At 27.5% G+C, this 17,520-nt stretch carries 14 protein-coding genes; 13 read left to right on the top strand and 1 reads right to left on the bottom strand.

Annotation, left to right across the window (positions count from 1 at the left end; genetic code table 11):
- Window positions 1–13 precede the first annotated feature (13 nt).
- From JOC62_RS19515 to JOC62_RS04330, 10 genes are all read left to right on the top strand, one after another.
- Window positions 14–295, top strand: a complete 282-nt coding sequence (locus tag JOC62_RS19515) for a GNAT family N-acetyltransferase (protein WP_481128548.1) — start codon at window positions 14–16, stop codon at window positions 293–295.
- Between the two features lie 8 nt (window positions 296–303).
- Window positions 304–531 carry a GNAT family N-acetyltransferase gene (locus JOC62_RS19510; RefSeq protein ID WP_481128547.1) on the top strand — a complete coding sequence of 76 codons (228 nt, stop codon included), beginning with the start codon at window positions 304–306 and terminating at the stop codon, window positions 529–531.
- Window positions 532–751: 220 nt separating this feature from the next.
- On the top strand, window positions 752–1,660 hold the full coding sequence (gene nadA, locus JOC62_RS04360) for a quinolinate synthase NadA (protein ID WP_204594011.1): 909 nt from the start codon (window positions 752–754) through the stop codon (window positions 1,658–1,660).
- 7 nt (window positions 1,661–1,667) lie between these two features.
- On the top strand, window positions 1,668–2,987 hold the full coding sequence (locus tag JOC62_RS04355; RefSeq protein ID WP_204594010.1) for an L-aspartate oxidase: 1,320 nt from the start codon (window positions 1,668–1,670) through the stop codon (window positions 2,985–2,987).
- Entirely contained in the window at window positions 2,944–3,780 is an 837-nt protein-coding gene (gene nadC, locus JOC62_RS04350) for a carboxylating nicotinate-nucleotide diphosphorylase (RefSeq protein ID WP_204594009.1), read from the top strand. Before JOC62_RS04355 ends, nadC begins: the two co-directional genes overlap by 44 nt.
- 141 nt (window positions 3,781–3,921) lie before the next feature.
- Window positions 3,922–4,317, top strand: a complete 396-nt coding sequence (locus tag JOC62_RS04345) for a zinc ribbon domain-containing protein (RefSeq protein WP_204594008.1) — start codon at window positions 3,922–3,924, stop codon at window positions 4,315–4,317.
- A gap of 176 nt (window positions 4,318–4,493) precedes the next feature.
- Window positions 4,494–5,444, top strand: a complete 951-nt coding sequence (locus JOC62_RS04340; protein WP_204594007.1) for a pectate lyase family protein — start codon at window positions 4,494–4,496, stop codon at window positions 5,442–5,444.
- A gap of 249 nt (window positions 5,445–5,693) precedes the next feature.
- Window positions 5,694–5,822: a hypothetical protein gene (locus tag JOC62_RS19290; RefSeq protein ID WP_279381499.1), complete on the top strand. Its 129-nt coding sequence runs from the start codon at window positions 5,694–5,696 to the stop codon at window positions 5,820–5,822.
- Window positions 5,823–5,853: 31 nt separating this feature from the next.
- A complete protein-coding gene (locus tag JOC62_RS04335) occupies window positions 5,854–6,009 on the top strand; it encodes a hypothetical protein (protein WP_204594006.1) in 156 nt (51 codons plus the stop codon).
- Between the two features lie 228 nt (window positions 6,010–6,237).
- Window positions 6,238–9,777, top strand: a complete 3,540-nt coding sequence (locus JOC62_RS04330; RefSeq protein WP_204594005.1) for a glycoside hydrolase family 84 protein — start codon at window positions 6,238–6,240, stop codon at window positions 9,775–9,777.
- 70 nt (window positions 9,778–9,847) lie between these two features.
- Here JOC62_RS04330 and JOC62_RS04325 read toward each other — a convergent pair whose 3' ends face one another.
- Window positions 9,848–10,936 (bottom strand): hypothetical protein, encoded by a 1,089-nt coding sequence (locus JOC62_RS04325; protein WP_204594004.1) that lies wholly within the window; start codon window positions 10,934–10,936, stop codon window positions 9,848–9,850.
- A gap of 244 nt (window positions 10,937–11,180) precedes the next feature.
- Between JOC62_RS04325 and htpG the strand changes: the two genes are divergently transcribed.
- From htpG to JOC62_RS04310, 3 genes are all read left to right on the top strand, one after another.
- The gene (htpG, locus tag JOC62_RS04320) at window positions 11,181–13,061 is read left to right on the top strand and encodes a molecular chaperone HtpG (RefSeq protein ID WP_204594003.1); all 1,881 of its coding nucleotides are present in this window, start codon (window positions 11,181–11,183) and stop codon (window positions 13,059–13,061) included.
- 328 nt (window positions 13,062–13,389) lie between these two features.
- Window positions 13,390–16,692, top strand: coding sequence for a collagenase (locus tag JOC62_RS04315; protein ID WP_204594002.1), 3,303 nt, complete (start codon window positions 13,390–13,392; stop codon window positions 16,690–16,692).
- A gap of 127 nt (window positions 16,693–16,819) precedes the next feature.
- On the top strand, window positions 16,820–17,368 hold the full coding sequence (locus tag JOC62_RS04310; RefSeq protein ID WP_204594001.1) for a ferritin family protein: 549 nt from the start codon (window positions 16,820–16,822) through the stop codon (window positions 17,366–17,368).
- Window positions 17,369–17,520 lie beyond the last annotated feature (152 nt).

Below are 17,520 nucleotides of genomic sequence, written 5' to 3'. Positions count from 1 at the left end.
GGAGGTAAGTTTAATGGATATAATAATTAGAGAAGAAAATAATAAAGATTTTAATGAGGTTTATGATGTTGTTAGATTAGCATTTGAAAATGCAGAGCATACAGATCATAATGAGCATAACCTTGTAAATAGATTAAGAAATAGTGATGCTTTTATTAAAGAGTTATCACTTGTTGCAGAAAGTGATGAAAAGATAATAGGTCATACTATGATTACTAAAATAAAAATAGGTGAATATACATCACTAGCTCTTGCACCACTTGCAGTATTACCTAAGTATCATGGGGTGGGGTAGGAAGAGAGATGATTTTAGAAGGGCACAAAATAGCAAAGGACTTAGGATATGGTAGTGTAATTATACTTGGAGATTCTAAGTATTATTCACGTTTTGGATATGAACCTGCAAGTAAGTGGGGAATAGAAGCACCTTTTGAAGTACCAGATGAGAACTTTATGGCGATTGAACTTATAGATAATGGATTGAAGAATGTTAGTGGAGAAGTTATCTATGCTAAAGAATTTTTTGAATAAAATGTTTGATATATATAGTAAAGCACTGATTAATATAAATTAGTGCTTTTAATTTTTATATAAATAGAGATTACTTTAAAGTAAGGGATATAAATATTAGAAGTATAAGGAATTATTGAGTTGATATACCATAAGTTTGATGATATAGTATATACAATAGGTGTATATACACTTGTAAAAATAAGTGTATATATAAAGTATTTAGCTTATGGGGGATAATATGGAGAATAATTTAAAAGATAAAATATTACAGCTAAAAAAGAAAAGAGGGGCTAAAATATTAGCTCATTATTATCAAAGGGGTGAAATTCAAGATATAGCTGATGCAGTTGGAGATTCTTACTATCTTAGCAAAGTAGCTAAAGATTGCAATGAGCAGGTAATAGTATTTTGTGGAGTTAAATTTATGGCTGAAAGTGCAAAGATACTTTCACCAGAAAAAACAGTTATACTTCCAGCAATGGATGCAGGGTGTCCAATGGCAGATATGGCAGAAGCACATGAAGTAGAAGAATTAAAGAAAAAACATCCTAAAGCAAAGGTTGTATGTTATATAAATTCTTCAGCAGAAGTAAAAGCGCTATCAGATGTATGTTGTACGTCATCTAATGCATTGAATATTATAAGAAATATAGATGAGGAAGAGATAATATTCTTGCCAGATAAAAATTTAGGAGAGTATATACAAGAACAAGTTCCTGAAAAGAAATTTATTATATGGAATGGATTCTGTATAACTCATAAAAAGGTTAGGCATAAAGAAATTATACAAGCTAAGGATATACATAAGGATATGGTAATAGTTACACATCCAGAATGCGAAAAGGAAATTAGAGATGAATCAGACTTTATTGGAAGTACAGGAGAGATTATAAATTTTGTTAATACAAGCTCTAATAAGAAATTTCTTATTGTAACAGAGGAAGGAGTTCTTCATCAAATGGATTCTAAAGATAATAAGGAGTTTTATATGCCAGGTGGAAGTATGATGTGCGTTAATATGAAAAAGACAAGATTAGAGGATGTATATAATAGTCTTTTAAATATGAAAAATGAAATAGAGCTTAAAGAAGATATAAGAATAAAAGCAAGTATTGCTTTAAAAAATATGCACAAGCTTGGAGGTTAAAGATAATATGGATATGGTTACTGATATTTTAATAGTTGGAACTGGAGTATCAGGGTTATATGCTGCTTTAAATCTAAGTCAAAATTTAAATATAACTATGATTTCAAAAGGAAAATTAGATGAATGTAATACATCTTTGGCTCAAGGGGGAATAGCTGTAGCTAGAGGAGAGTATGATATTAATTTATTTATAAATGATACATTAAAGGCTGGAAAGTATGAAAATAATATTGATTCAGTTAAAATATTGTCAGAAGAATCTATAGATAATATAAATAAATTATCAACATTAGGTATGGAGTTTGAGAAGAGTAATGGAGAGTTATTATTTACTCGTGAGGGAGCTCACAGCATAAATAGGATTGTTTATTATGAAGATATAACAGGTAAAAAGATAGAGGATACACTTCTAAATAACGTGATAATTAGAGATAATATAAATTTATATGAAAACTGTGAAATGATAGATATATTAAAAGTAAATAATACTTGTGTTGGTATAGTTTGTGTTAAAGACAATGAAGTAATAAATATATATGCTAGAACGACAATATTAGCGACTGGAGGTATTGGGGGTATATTCAAAAATTCTACTAACGAAAGAATACTCACAGGAGATAGTATAGGTGTAGCAATAAGAAATGAAATAAAAGTTAGCAGATTAGATTATATTCAATTTCATCCTACAGCACTTTTTGATGGTAAATCTAGAAGTAAAAAGTTTTTAATTTCAGAGTCATTAAGAGGTGAAGGAGGAAAATTAATAAATAATAAAGGTAAGAGATTTGTAGATGAATTACTTCCAAGGGATGTTGTGACTAAGTGTATATATGAAGAAATGAGAATGAATAATTCAGAAAATGTATATCTTGATATTAGTTTTATGGATAGGGATTTTATAATAAATAGATTTCCTAATATATATAAGAAATGTTTAGAGAGAGGAATAGATATATGTAAAGCTCCTATTCCAGTAGCTCCAACTCAGCATTATTTTATGGGGGGAATAGACGTTGATTTATATGGACAAACATCTATGAAAAATTTATATGCTTTTGGGGAAGTTAGTTGTACTGGAGTTCATGGTGCTAATAGATTAGCTAGTAACTCATTATTAGAAGCTTTAGTATTTTCAAGAAGAGGTGCTAAAAAAATTAATAATGAAATAAAAGGTGTTAAAACAATTAAAGTAAAAAAATCGTATGTTGATATAGATTATTATAGAGGCTTAAATAGTAGAATTTTGACTGAAACAATTTATGAATTAAGAGAGGATATAAGAGATGAATTGGTTATTAGTAGAGGATATTGTAAAAAGAGCTCTTAATGAAGACTTACAGTATGGAGATATAACAACAGAAGCTATACTAAATGATAAAGAGAAGGCTGTAATAGATTTAATAGCTAAAGAAGATGGAATAATAGCTGGTGTTGAGGTTTTTAAGATAGTTTTTAAAATTCTTGGTGATACACAAGTGAACTTATATATAAAAGATGGAGATAGAGTAAAATCAGGTGAAAAGTTTGGTGAGGTTCTAGGAAGTACCAAAAATATATTAAGTGGAGAGCGAGTAGCTTTAAATTTTCTTCAAAGAATGAGTGGGATAGCAACTCTTACAAGAGAGTTTGTAGACAGGTTAGAAGGTAGTAAAGTGAAAATTTTAGATACTAGAAAGACTACTCCAAATATGAGGATATTTGAAAAATATGCAGTAACAATAGGGGGAGGAAATAACCATAGATTTGGACTAAATGATGGAGTATTAATAAAAGATAATCATATTGCAGCTGCTGGTGGAGTTAGAAATGCAGTCGATCTAATAAGAGAAAAAGCTCCATTTGTTAGGAAGATAGAAGTTGAGGTAGAAACTATAGATCAAGTTAATGAAGCACTAGAAGCTGGAGCAGATATTATTATGCTTGATAATATGGATTTAGAAACTTTAAGAGAATCAGTAAAAATTATAAATAATAGAGCTATGATAGAGGCATCAGGGAATATTACATTAGATACAATAACTGATATTGCAGAAACTGGAGTGGACTTTATATCTACAGGTGCTCTAACTCATTCATTTAAAGTACTAGATATAAGTATGAAGAATCTAAGAGGTATGTAAATTTATATAGAATATAATAATTTGAATTGAGAATTATATAGAATGGAATTTAGAAATAAGAGGTATGATATTAAATTATTATATCTCTTATTTTTATGATAAAATTATTTTATATAAATATTTTAATATGGAGATGAAATTATGTTTTTTATAGGCATATTTGGAATAGAGAGTGGTCAGAAAGAAATAAAAACATTAAATAATATACCCTGTAAGGTTTGTAATGTTAATACTACTGGACAACTTATAAAAACATTTAGTTTGTTTCAGTTTTTCTTTATACCCATATTTAAATGGAATGAGATGTATTATATCAAGTGTAATAGATGTAGTACTATATATGAAATTCCAAAGGATAAAGGAAAGAAAATTGAAAATGGTGAGGATGTAGATATAACATATTGGGATTTAAATGAAATAGATAATGGACATTCTGATAACTACTATTACTCACCTAAGAATATATGTCCTTCATGTGGAAGAACGTTAGAAAAAGATTATAAATATTGTCCTTATTGTGGAACAAAGATTAAATAAGGATAATAAAAGTAAAGGAAATTAAGCTATAAATAATTAGCTTATTAAAGAAAAATCCAAGTATGAAAATATATTTGGGTTTTTCTTTATTTATTTTTTAGTAAATTTATCTTCATGCATATATAAAAGATGAGAGTTATGTCTCTTAGAAAATTTATGAGAAAGAGGTAATGAAGATGAAAAATTTAAAAAAGGGTTTTGTAGACATAATAGAAAGAGGATGTATAGGAGATGGAGTCACACTGAATACTAAATTACAATCAATAATTGATGAATGTGCAGATAAGGGTGAGATAGTATTTATACCTAAGGGAGAGTTTTTAACTGAAAGTTTGATTATAAGGAATAATACCCATATAGTAGGCACTTTAGGTTCAACTATAGTATTAAATGAAGATATTATAAATAAGTACTGTCTATTTATAGGAGATGGTGTAAATGCTATTATAAGCAATATAAAAGTAAAGGGCTTTAATACAGAAGAGTACTGTCCAAATAGAGGGGAATATATAGGGATATATGTTAAGCAATGTGAACGAGTATTATTAGATAATATTTTAGTTGAAGGTTTTGATAAAAGTGGATTGTACTGTACTGAAATAGGATATAATAATATATCACAGTATTATAAGAATCTTCATGTTAGAGATTGTAGATTTGAAAAGAATAGTTATGGAGTAACATTAGATAAAAGAGCTGAATATGTTCAGTTTACAAATATAACTTCAGCTAAGAATAATATAGGCTGCGTAAATGCTGGAGGAAATAATATGTTTTCTAACTGTTCTTTTAATAGAAATAAATCAGGTATGTATGTAGTTGGGGGTTCTGATTATCCAAACAATTCACATGGTAGCGCTGTTTCATGTCAATTTAATCATAATTTAGATGAGTCTCTTGTATGTAATAATGTTGATGTTGGATATATGTTTGTAGGCTGTCAATTTTATGATGGAGATATAAAAATAAATAAATCTAAAGGGATTATACTTAGTGCTTGTGAAGGTGGTACATGGACTATAACTGCAAATGGAGAAGTAAATAAGAATATGATTACATCATCATTTTTCTATACCAAACCAGCAATAATAAATGATGGTACATTAGTACTTAATAATAATATATAAAATATTTAGATATAAGAATAACTACTCATATATGTAATTCTTAATTTAGGTTAAACTATACATTGATACTCATTTATAGTAATATGATTATAATTAATATATTTAGATACCACTAAATATATTAGAAGTGTTTAGATGAATTGATTTTCGTTGATTTAAGTAAATATAATGTATGATATTATTTATTTAAAATAAAAGACAAGTAAAATAAGATGATGTAGAAGACTACATTGAAAGAAGGATTTTATAATGAATAAAAATGTAGAGATGATGAAAAAGCTTTTAGAAGAAAAGAAAGCAAAGGTAACAAAAAAATCAGGAAAGAAAATACCAGATAGATACGGAAAGCAAAGTGCTGGTGCAAGCAATACTCACTAGTATTAGGGATTTATAAAAGAGGATATATAGTATGAATAAAAATATAGAAATGATGAAAAAGCTTATAGAAGAAAAGAAGAAGAAAAGTTCTGGTACTAAAAATAGTATGAAAGCTAAAAAGAGTATAGGAAGTGTGGCCTCTAAGGGTGTTAAAACTGGTAATGGCGGAGGATTATTTGATAAGTAATTAGATAAATTAAATAAATATTAAAGGTTAAGACTATATTATTGATAATATAGTCTTAATTTTTTATCTGTGCATATATAATTCTAAGTTTAAATTAATAATAATTTTCCAAGGAAATAGAATACAAGTAAAAATATTCTATATGAAATTAATGGGAAATATTGTATAAATAAATTATAATGATTAACTTTATAGTTTTATAAAATAATAAATTTAAGGAGAAATAATATGCTTAGAAATAAAAAGAAAAAAGCTTTGAAGATAGGGGTAGCAACTACATGTTTTCTATCACTTGGAATTACTACTTTTGCAACACCATTAGCTTATGGAATGACAGCGACTAAAGAACCTGTGGATATAGTTAATAAAAAACTTGATATATATCCATTGCCTCAGAAGATAGAGTATAAATCACAAGAAGAGTTTAAACTTAAAGGAAAGGTAAATATTGTTGTTCATGGAGAACAAGAAAAAGCTACTTTACCGAGACTTAAGAAGAGTCTAGATAAACATAAGATTTCATATGAAGTAACTGAAAAAGTAGATGATAAAAAAGCAAATATAATTTTATCATCTGATAAAGAACATTGTGATGATTGTACTGAAGGAATATCTGATAAATTAGGAACTCTTAAAAAGGAAGAGGGATATATACTTAGTACAAGTGATGATGTAAATAAAAATGGAATTATAAAAATTACGGGAACTGATAAAGATGGTGTTTATTATGGTGTATTAACATTAGATCAAATATTAGATCAATCAACTGGTTCAAATAAAATAGCTGAGGTTGTTATATCAGATAATCCAGAGATTAAGCATAGAGGATTTATTGAAGGATTTTATGGAACTCCTTGGAGTCATGAAGATAGAAAAAGCCTTATGAAAGATACTAGTGAATATAAAATGAATACCTATATATATGCTCCAAAAGATGACATATATCATAGAGCAGAGTGGAAAAAGTTATATCCAGAAGATAAGGCAAAAGAAATTGCAGAACTTGCAAAGGCAGGGACTGATAATAATTTGAATTTTTGTTGGACAATCCACCCAGGTGCAACGCTTCAATTTACAGATGAAGATTATAAAGCTATAATTAATAAATTTGAACAGCTTTATAGCTTGGGAGTTCGTCAATTTGGCGTATTATTTGATGATACTGATGATTGGAGTAGAGGGAAGCTTCAGGCTGAGTGGATTAATAGAATAAATAAAGAGTTTGTTAAAGCTAAAGGTGATGTTGCACCTATGATAGTTATTTCAGCAAGATATAATTCAGCTTGGGGGCCTAATATAGATAGATATTTTAAACCATTTATGCAGACTTTAGATAAGGATATTGAAGTGATGTGGACTGGACATGCTACTATGTCAAATGTATCTAAAGAGGTATTTGAATGGCCAAAGACCGCTACAGGAGTAGATAAAGATGTTGCCGTTTGGTGGAACTATCCAGTAAATGATTATTGTGATTCTAAGCTTTTAATGGCACCGATGCCTAATTTAAATCCAGATTTAGATAATGTTACTGGATTTTTCTCAAATCCTATGAATCAAGCAGAAGCTTCAAAGGTAGCTTTATATAGTATTGCAGATTATACATGGAATACAAATGAATTTAAATATCAGAAAAGTTGGGAAAGATCTATTGAGGAACTTGTTCCAGAAGCATCAGAAGAATTTAAAAGATTTGCATCAAATATTTCATACTTAAGCGATGATGGGGGAGCAAGTGGTCCATTTATATTTGATGAGTCAGTTTATTTAAAAGAGAAAATTGATTCATTTAAAAATGCAATACAAAAGGGTGAATCAATAAAGAAGGCAGCTACTGTATTATTAAATGAATTTAACACTTTAAAATCTGATGCAAAAACTTTAAAGTCAAAACTAAAAAATAAAAATTTACTTAAGGAAATCACACCATTTTTAGGAGCATATGAAGCTTTAAGTGAATCAGGGATATCAGCTATGAAGTCAATAATTGCAGCTGAAGAAGGTAATATTAAAGAATGGATTACTAATACTAAAGTAGCAAAGCAAAAACTAGATTCAATGAATAATTTTACTGTAGATAGGATAGAGTCAGAGGGAGCTAAAGAATATATAGTTGATGTTGGAACTAAACTTCTTAAGCCATTAGTTTCTGATACTATAAAAAAAGCTGAGGAGATGATGTCAAAGACATTAAATGGAGATAAATCATCTAAAGTAATTAGTAATGTTAAGGATATACAAAAAGTAGAGGTAAAAACTCAAGCAGGTAAATATAGTATAAATGATGTATCAAATATAAAGATGAATAAAAATGATTATATTGGATTTGCAATACCAAAAGCTATGATGCTAGATAAAATAGAATTAAAATCTGATAACTATGACAATATAGAACTTCAATATTCATTAAATGGAATTGAGTGGATTAAGGCAGAAACAGAAGTGATAGATGGAGTAGCAACATCAAAGGAGAATGTTGCCGCTACATTTGTAAGAGTTATAAATACTTCAGATAATAGTATATCTCAGGATATTAAAAAGTTAGAGGTCACACCAATATATAAAGCTAAATTATCAATTTCTGAAAATATAGGAACTCATGATGGTAATAATATTGAAAATGCTATTGATGGAGATATGGAAACAAAATATTGGAGTAATAAACCATCAGCTGAAGGACATCATATTAAAGTTGATTTAGGGTCAGTTATACCTCTTTATGATATAAAATCTTATTTTGCTGTTTCAGATCGTATGAGAAATTCAGAATATGAGATCTCAGTAGATGGAGACAATTGGACTTCATTAGGTGAGTTAAAATATGTTGAAGAAAATGGAAAGATGGTTGCAGCTATCAATGCTGAAGGTAAAATGGCAAGATACATTAGAATAAAAGCAAACGGTTCAAATACAGAAGGTAATTCAAGCTATTGGGTTCAATTATATGAGATTGAAGTTAACAAAACAGTGCAGAATGAAGGAAATGATTATGTTGAGTTAGTTACAGGGAATCCAAAAGGAGAATTTAAAAACCTTTATGATGGAGATTTATCAACAGCATATTCTCCAGAATCAGTTAAGACTGGGGATAATATTGTTTATAAGATGAGTAGAGTTACAGATGTTCAGGAATTAATGTTTTTACAAGATGATAAAAATATAAGCGATGCTAAAGTTAGCATTAAAGGTATTGATGACAAATGGATTCAAGTTGGAAAGCTTGATGAAGAGTTTAAAACATTTGATGTTAAAAAAACAATATTAGAAGTAAAACTTGAATTTGATTCATCAAAACCATTACCTAATATATATGAAATTATAACTAAAGAGGGGACTGTTGAAGCTCCAAAGGAAGTTGATAAGAGTAAATTAAAAGATTTGGTTAGTACTACAAAAAAATTAGACTTATCAAAATATACAGATGAGACAGCTAAAGTAGTTAAAGGTGCATTAAAAGAAGCAGAAGAGATATTAAATGATAAAGGTGTGAATCAGGAACAAGTAGATAAGGCAGTTAAAAGTCTACAGGAATCAATTGATAAATTAGTACTTAAAAATGATAAAGAAAATAATGGAGATACAGATAAAGAGGAAGGTCCAAATACAAAACCAGGTGATACAACTGATAAAGATGATAGCAATACAGAATCTGGAGGAGCTAATAACAATAAACCAATACCTGATACAGGTAGAAATAATTTAGGATTTATGGCAGGTGCAATAGGATTTATTTTAGCTGGCATAAGTGTATTAAAAAAGAGAGGTTAATTATAATATTTTTAATAAAAAGCGAGTCATTTTTGACTCGCTTTAAAGATAATTCTATATATTAATATAATTATCTTAATAATAAAGGTCCTATAGGTTGTTGAGTTTGTAAGCTATAGTATACAACTTTATCACCGTGTATTCCACAGTATGCAGCTGAGTCACTATATATATCTAATAATCCATCTGGACCTATTTTGCCCATATTGAACTCATAATTTTCATTAGGTTCACATACAAATAAGAGTCCATAATTATTATCCTTTGTACTACGTAAAACATAAGAATAACCCTCATATAATTTAGGTTCAATATTGGCATGATAGAAGTCTATAAAGATTTTTTCTGTCATTAAATCAGGGTTATAATATCTAGTTATACATGGTTTACTAGGAGCTGCTGCAAAATACATAGTACTTTGTTTTTGAGTGTCTGATATACCTCTATATCTACAGTTATAATACTTTTGAGTTTTTTCTTTATCGGTTAATTTAGATTTTAAACTTTTAATAGCCTCATCATTAGCGCCTATAGATTGAAGTTTGTTAATTGATTTATTAGCATCATTAAAATTATTATTCTTAATTGCTTCAGTCGCTTTTGATTTATAAGTAGCTACAAGCTCTTTCTTTTTTGAATCTATTGAATCTTTTAGTTTTTGTATATTACTATCATTACTATTGATAGATGCAATCTTATCTATCTCCTTATTAGCATTTGTAAAATCAGATTTATCTATAAACTTAGTTGCATTATCAACATATGTTGATATCAGTTTATTTTTTAGTGAGGCTATTTCTTTATTAGCCTTATCTTTTATTTGAGTAGCATTACTATCGATTTTTTCTAGAACATTTATTGCTTCTGTGTATTTTTCTTGTTTAGCTAGATTTAGTCCTTCGTCATATATTTTTGATTGTTCTTCAGTTAACTTAAGTAAATTTTCGGCTTCTTTTACTTCTGTAGAATCTTTTATTTCCTTAGCCTCATTTATCATTGAGGTAGCTTCAGAATAGTTTCCGTCAGATATAAGTTTATTTGCAGTGCTTATATAATTAGAAAATTTAGTTTCCTTCCTATAATAGTTAAATGAAAATCCTCCAATTACGGCTATTGCACATATTCCTAAAATTATTACTATTAGTTTTTTCTTTTGCATTATGTATCCCCTCTAACTTCTATATTTAGCTAATAACATTATATAACAATTGTTAAGCAACTACTATTTAGAAATTTTAATATATAATGTATATAATGTAACTTTTATTGACATAAAATTAAAAATATGTTATATAAAAAGTATGGTTAGCACTCTCTGGATTAGAGTGCTAATTATAAGGTTTAAATAAATTATTACAATATGTAATTTAGTAAATGTTTTTATTATGAAGGGAGAATTAGATATGGAAAAGAAACAATTTAAAGCAGAGTCTAAAAGATTATTAGACCTTATGATTAACTCAATCTATACAAATAGAGAGATATTTTTAAGGGAGCTTATATCTAATGCAAGTGATGCCATTGATAAAATTTACTATAAAGCATTAGTAGATGATTCCATAAAATTTAATAAAGATGACTACTACATTAAGATAACTCCTGATAAAGAAAACAGAACACTAACAATTAGTGATACTGGTATTGGAATGACAAAAGAAGATCTTGAAGATAACCTTGGTGTTATAGCTCAAAGTGGGTCACTAAAGTTTAAGAAAGAAAATGAAGTTAATGATGAACACAATATAATAGGTCAATTTGGTGTTGGATTTTATTCAGCATTCCTAGTAGCTGATAAAGTTACTGTTATAAGTAAGGCCTTTGGAAGTAGTGAAGCTTACAAGTGGGAATCAGAAGGGGAAGATGGATATACAATTGAACCTTGCACTAAAGATAGTGTAGGTACAGAAGTTATTCTTAAGATAAAAGAAAATTTAGAAGATGAAGATTATGATCAATACTTAAATGAATATAAATTACAAGCAATGATCAAGAAGTATTCAGATTTTATAAGATATCCAATAAAGATGGATATAACTACTAAAAAGCTTAAAAAAGGTAGTGAAGATGAATACGAAGAAGTTAAAGAACTTAAAGTAGTAAATAGCATGGTTCCTATATGGAAAAAGAATAAGAAAGAACTTACTGATGAAGATTATGATAATTTCTATTTAGAAAAACATTATGGATTTGATAAACCTTTAAAACATATTCATATAAGTGTTGATGGTATGATAAGTTATAATGCAATATTATTTATACCAGAAAATATTCCATATGATTTCTACACAAAAGAATATGAAAAAGGATTAGAATTATATTCAAATGGTGTTCTAATAATGAATAAGTGTGGAGACTTATTGCCTGATTACTTTGGTTTTGTTAAAGGGGTAGTGGACTCACCAGATTTATCTCTTAATATATCAAGAGAAATGTTACAGCATGATAGACAACTAAGACTTATAGCTAAAAATATTAAAAATAAGATAAAAAATGAATTAAAGAACACGCTAAAGAATGAAAGAGAAAAGTATGAAAAATTCTATAAATCATTTGGAAGACAATTAAAATATGGTGTATATGATGACTTTGGAGCAAATAAAGAAGTGCTACAAGATTTATTAATGTTCTACTCATCAAAAGAAAAGAAATTAGTTACACTAGATGAATACGTAGAAAGAATGAAAGAAGATCAAAAATATATCTACTATGCAACTGGAGAATCAAATGAGAGAATTGAAAAACTTCCACAAACAGAAGCATTATTAGATAAAGGATATGAAGTTCTATACTTTACTGAAGATGTAGATGAATTTGCTATAAAGATGCTTATTAAGTATAAAGATAAAGAATTTAGATCAGTATCTGGCGGAGACTTAGGAATAGAATCAGAAGATAATAAAGAAGTATCAGAAGCAGATGAAAAAGAAAATAAAGAAATCTTTGAAGCTATGAAGGATCTATTGAATGATAAAGTTACAAGCGTAAAAGAATCAAAGATATTAAAGAATCATCCAGTATGTTTATCAACTATGGGTGAGATAACTCTTGAAATGGAAAAAATTCTAAATGCTATGCCTAACAGTCCAGGTGTAAAGGCAGATAAAGTTTTAGAAATAAATATAAATCATGATGTATTTAAAGCATTAAAAGATGCATATGAGCATGATAAAGATAAGTTTAAGCTATATACAGATTTATTATATAATCAAGCATTACTTATAGAAGGAATTGATATAAAAGACCCAGTTGATTTTACAAATGCTATATGTAAATTGATGAAATAAATAATAAAAATGAGTTTTAATGAATTAAACTGAAGCCTATATAGTAGACAATATAAAAAAAGAGTGTCTATGTATATAGGCTCTTTTTTTGTACAAATTTTATATAAAATGTTAAATAGTAGTACGATTTCACCTATTTCTTATGAATTATTTAAGATATAGTGATATACTTGTGAAGTATTTAACATATTTTTAATTGTAAATATAGTTTAATTAAAAAATAAATTTAAAAGTAAAATCAATTATATAAACTGATTGGTGTATGTAATATGCTTTTATAAATTAAAAGGATATTTATATAAATAATTACTTTACATAGGAGGATTTTATGATTACAAAAGAGAAAGAATTTAAAGAAAAACCAAACAAGTTAAAACTAATTAGAGAAGGGGGGGTAGCATTAACATTAACAGCATTTCTTTTATTCAATAGTTCAATTCCTGTATTTGCAGCACAGAAAAATCAAGTCAATAATACAGAATTAACTAGAGAAGTTAGTAGTAATGACTTAATTAAAAAAGATGTATATAAAAATGTAGTACCAACTAATAATATTCCACAAGGCTATGCAACTAAAGTTCAAAGTAATAATAAAAGTAGAAATTATACATTGGATGAATTAAATAGAATGAACTATAGTGACTTAGTTTCAGTAATAAAAAAAATAAGTTATGAAAATGTCCCAGGTTTATTTGAATTTAGTGATAGTTCGTATAAGTTCTTTAATAATAAAGACCGTGTACAAGCTATTATATATGCACTAGAGGATAGTGGTAGAAGTTATACAAGTACTGATAATAAAGGTATACCAACTTTAGTAGAATTCTTAAGAGCCGGATATTATCTTGGATATTATAATAATCAGTTATCATACTTAAACACTGTAGAGTTTAAGAATAGATGTTTACCTGCTATGAAAGCTATTGAATCTAATAGTAATTTTAGACTAGGTACAAAAACTCAAGATGGAGTAGTAGAAGCACTTGGAAGACTTATAGGGAATGCGTCAGCGGATCCTGAGGTTATAAATAATTCAAGAAACATACTTATTCAATTTAATGATAATGCTAAAGAATATGCAAAGGATAATGCAAAGGGGAATGCAGTATATAATTTACTTAAGGGAATAGATTACTATACTAACTCAGTTTTATATAATACAAGCTCTTATGACGCAAAAGATACAATTTTTTATGGTAAGATTAATCCTTATATGGATCAATTAGAGAGTTTATGTTTATTAGGAAACAGAATGAATAAGGATAATGCTTGGCTTGTTAATAATGCACTTTATTTTACCGGTAGGATGGGGAAATTTAGGATGGATCCTAGATATTCACAAAGGGCTTTAGAGGATGCAATGCATACATATCCATATTTATCTTATCAATATATAGAAGCAGCTAGTTCTTTAGATAGTAACTTTAATGGAAAAGATGAATATGGAAAAGATATAAATTTTAATAAAATAAAAGAAGATTCAAAAGATAAATATTTATCAAAAACTTACAAGTTTGATGACGGAAAGTTTGTGGTCAAAGCTGGAGATAAAGTATCAGAAGAAAAAATAAAGAGATTATATTGGGCTTCAAAAGAAGTTAAAGCTCAATTTATGAGGGTAGTTCAAAATGATAAGGCATTAGAGCAAGGTAATCCAGATGATGTATTAACTGTAGTAATATATAACTCACCAGAAGAGTATAAGTTAAACCAAAAATTATATGGATATAGTACTGATAATGGAGGAATATATATTGAAGGAGTAGGAACATTCTTTACATATGAAAGAACTCCAGAGGAAAGTATATATACTTTAGAAGAATTATTCCGTCATGAATTTACTCATTATCTTCAAGCGAGATATGTTGTTCCAGGGATGTTTGGACAAGGTGAATTCTATAAAGATGGATCATTAACTTGGTATGAAGAAGGAACAGCAGAATTCTTTGCAGGATCAACTAGAACAGATGGAATAAAACCAAGAAAATCAGTAGCTCAAAATATAGCTTATGATAGAAATAGTAGAATGTCTTTAAATGATTTACTTCATGCTAAATATGGGTCATGGGAATTCTATCACTATGGATTTGCATTCTCAAATTATATGTATAACAACAATATAGATATGTTTAAGAAAATGACAGATTATATAAAACATAATGATGCTAGAGGATATAAAGATTATATAGAATCAATGAGTAGTGATTCTAATTTAAATAATAAGTATCAAGATTATATGGATGGTTTATTAAAAAATCTTCAAAACTTAAATGTACCTTTAGTATCAGATGATTATACAGAAAGTCATCCTTACAAAAATATCAATGAAGTATGTAATGATATAAAAGAGGTTTCAAGCATAAAAGATGTAACTACTACAGAAGAAAAATCTCAATTCTTCAATACTTATGATATAAGAGGAACATATACAGGGGCTAAGAGTAATGGTGAAGCTTCAGATTGGAAAGATATGAACTCAAAGTTAGATAATATATTAAAAGATTTATCTAATAAAGAGTGGAGTGGATATAAAACTGTTACTGCATACTTTGTTAATCACAGAGTAGATAAAGATGGTAACTATCAATATGATGTTGTATTCCATGGTTTAAATGTTAATGAAAAACAAAATAATAAAATACCTAAAGCAGTTATAAAATCAGATGATACATCATCAATAGGAAAAGAAGTAAAGTTTGATGGAAGTACTTCAAAAGATGAAGATGGACAAATTAAAAATTATGAATGGGATTTTGGAGATGGTACTACATCTAATAAAGCAGTAGTTAATCATGAATTTAATAAAATAGGTGAATATACTATTAAGTTAAAGGTTACTGATAATCTAGGTGCAACAAATATAACTAGTAAAAAAGTTAAAATTACTAAACGAGTTCCAAGTGGTACAATTACAGAGTCAGAACCAAATAATTCATATGAAAAAGCAAATAAAATATCAAAATCAGATATTCTTGTAAAAGCAAGTTTATCTAAAGATGATTCTACTGATAAATATTATTTTGATGTTGATAAAGAAGGAAAAGTAAACATTAGTATGGAAAATATAAATTCAGTAGGAATGACATGGCTTGTTTATAATGAAAATGATTTAAGTAAGTATATAATGTATCCAACTAGTAATGATAATGTATTAAAAGAAGGTGAAGCAACATTAAAGCCAGGTAGATACTATATTAGTGTATATAGTTATGATGGAAAAGCTGGAGATTATACATTAAACGTTAATGGACCATTAACAGATAAAGGTCAAGAACAACAAGAATTTATAAAAGAAGTTGAAAAAAATGATGAATTTAAAAGTGCAATGAAAGTAAGTAATAACAGCAAAATATTAGGAAACTTAAATGGTGAGGATATTAAGGATATTTATAGCTTTGATGTAAAAGACTCAAGTGATTTAAATATATTAGTTGAAAATAGCAATAATATAGGTATGAATTGGATACTATATTCAGCTGATGATTTAAATAACTATGTAACTTATGCTAAAGAAGATGGTAATAAGTTATCTAATACTTATAAAGCGAAGCCAGGAAAGTACTATTTATGTGTTTATAAATATGAAAATTCAGATAGTGGAAGCTATAAATTACAAATAAAAAATAAATAGAGTTATTTTAAATTAGAGCATCGCTTAATTATATAAGTGATGCTTTAATTTTGTTATATATTTATGTAACAATAGTATTTTAAATTTAATAAACTAAAACTGTACGAATTTATTAAAGGAGATATTTATGAGTTATACTACAGAGAGACAACCGCAAGGTATGGAAAGAAATATAGAAACTTTTTTAAGAGAAGGAATGATAGCAGAAATAGTAGCAATAGATGATTATAGCCATTTTATATCATTAACTGATAATAAAGAAGTAAAGGGTATTTTTTATCAAATAATGAAAAGAGAGAAAGTACATTATGGGATGTTTTTAGATGCACTTAGAAAGGTAGATAAAGAAGAGGGAGAATTAAAGAAGAAGATTTATTCAGAGATTAATATATATACAAAGCAAAAATATAAAGAAAGCACTAAAGTTGAAAAGGAGGACTTACTTGATTCTATAAGGATTTTAATAAAAGGTGAGTTAGAAGCTATAATACTTTACGAAGAATTTATAAACAATATAAAAGATCAATCTATAGTTTGTATAATAAATCAAATTATTAAAGAAGAGAAAGAACATGTTGAAGAATTAACTAAAGCTTTAACTACTATTGATGAAGATAGTTATGGGCCAATAAGTGAGGTCAGTCATAGAGGTATGATATATAGAAAAAGTAAATAAGATAAGCTACACATAAATGTAGCTTATCTTATTTATTTTTAGTAGTAGTATAATTAATGGATTAATTGTAAATTAAATAGTCACATATATATATTTAAATAATATACATACTAGCGGAGTAAAAAGTTAATAAAGTTCTCCTATAATAAACT

The organism is Clostridium sardiniense (assembly GCF_016907995.1).
GTDB lineage: Bacteria > Bacillota > Clostridia > Clostridiales > Clostridiaceae > Clostridium > Clostridium sardiniense.
The sequence above is the reverse complement of the archived record's forward strand: the minus strand, read 5'-3'. Positions and strand labels throughout refer to the sequence as shown.

Bases quoted from the DNA above. Each gene is read 5' to 3' on its own strand.
- JOC62_RS19510 (WP_481128547.1), top strand. From the start codon at position 304: ATGATTTTAGAAGGGCACAAAATAGCAAAGGACTTAGGATATGGTAGT.
- nadA (WP_204594011.1), top strand. From the start codon at position 752: ATGGAGAATAATTTAAAAGATAAAATATTACAGCTAAAAAAGAAAAGA.
- JOC62_RS04340 (WP_204594007.1), top strand. From the start codon at position 4,494: ATGAAAAATTTAAAAAAGGGTTTTGTAGACATAATAGAAAGAGGATGT.
- JOC62_RS04330 (WP_204594005.1), top strand. From the start codon at position 6,238: ATGCTTAGAAATAAAAAGAAAAAAGCTTTGAAGATAGGGGTAGCAACT.
- JOC62_RS04335 (WP_204594006.1), top strand. From the start codon at position 5,854: ATGAATAAAAATATAGAAATGATGAAAAAGCTTATAGAAGAAAAGAAG.
- nadC (WP_204594009.1), top strand. From the start codon at position 2,944: ATGAATTGGTTATTAGTAGAGGATATTGTAAAAAGAGCTCTTAATGAA.
- JOC62_RS19515 (WP_481128548.1), top strand. From the start codon at position 14: ATGGATATAATAATTAGAGAAGAAAATAATAAAGATTTTAATGAGGTT.
- JOC62_RS04315 (WP_204594002.1), top strand. From the start codon at position 13,390: ATGATTACAAAAGAGAAAGAATTTAAAGAAAAACCAAACAAGTTAAAA.
- JOC62_RS04345 (WP_204594008.1), top strand. From the start codon at position 3,922: ATGTTTTTTATAGGCATATTTGGAATAGAGAGTGGTCAGAAAGAAATA.
- JOC62_RS04355 (WP_204594010.1), top strand. From the start codon at position 1,668: ATGGATATGGTTACTGATATTTTAATAGTTGGAACTGGAGTATCAGGG.
- htpG (WP_204594003.1), top strand. From the start codon at position 11,181: ATGGAAAAGAAACAATTTAAAGCAGAGTCTAAAAGATTATTAGACCTT.
- JOC62_RS04310 (WP_204594001.1), top strand. From the start codon at position 16,820: ATGAGTTATACTACAGAGAGACAACCGCAAGGTATGGAAAGAAATATA.
- JOC62_RS04325 (WP_204594004.1), bottom strand. From the start codon at position 10,936: ATGCAAAAGAAAAAACTAATAGTAATAATTTTAGGAATATGTGCAATA.
- JOC62_RS19290 (WP_279381499.1), top strand. From the start codon at position 5,694: ATGAATAAAAATGTAGAGATGATGAAAAAGCTTTTAGAAGAAAAGAAA.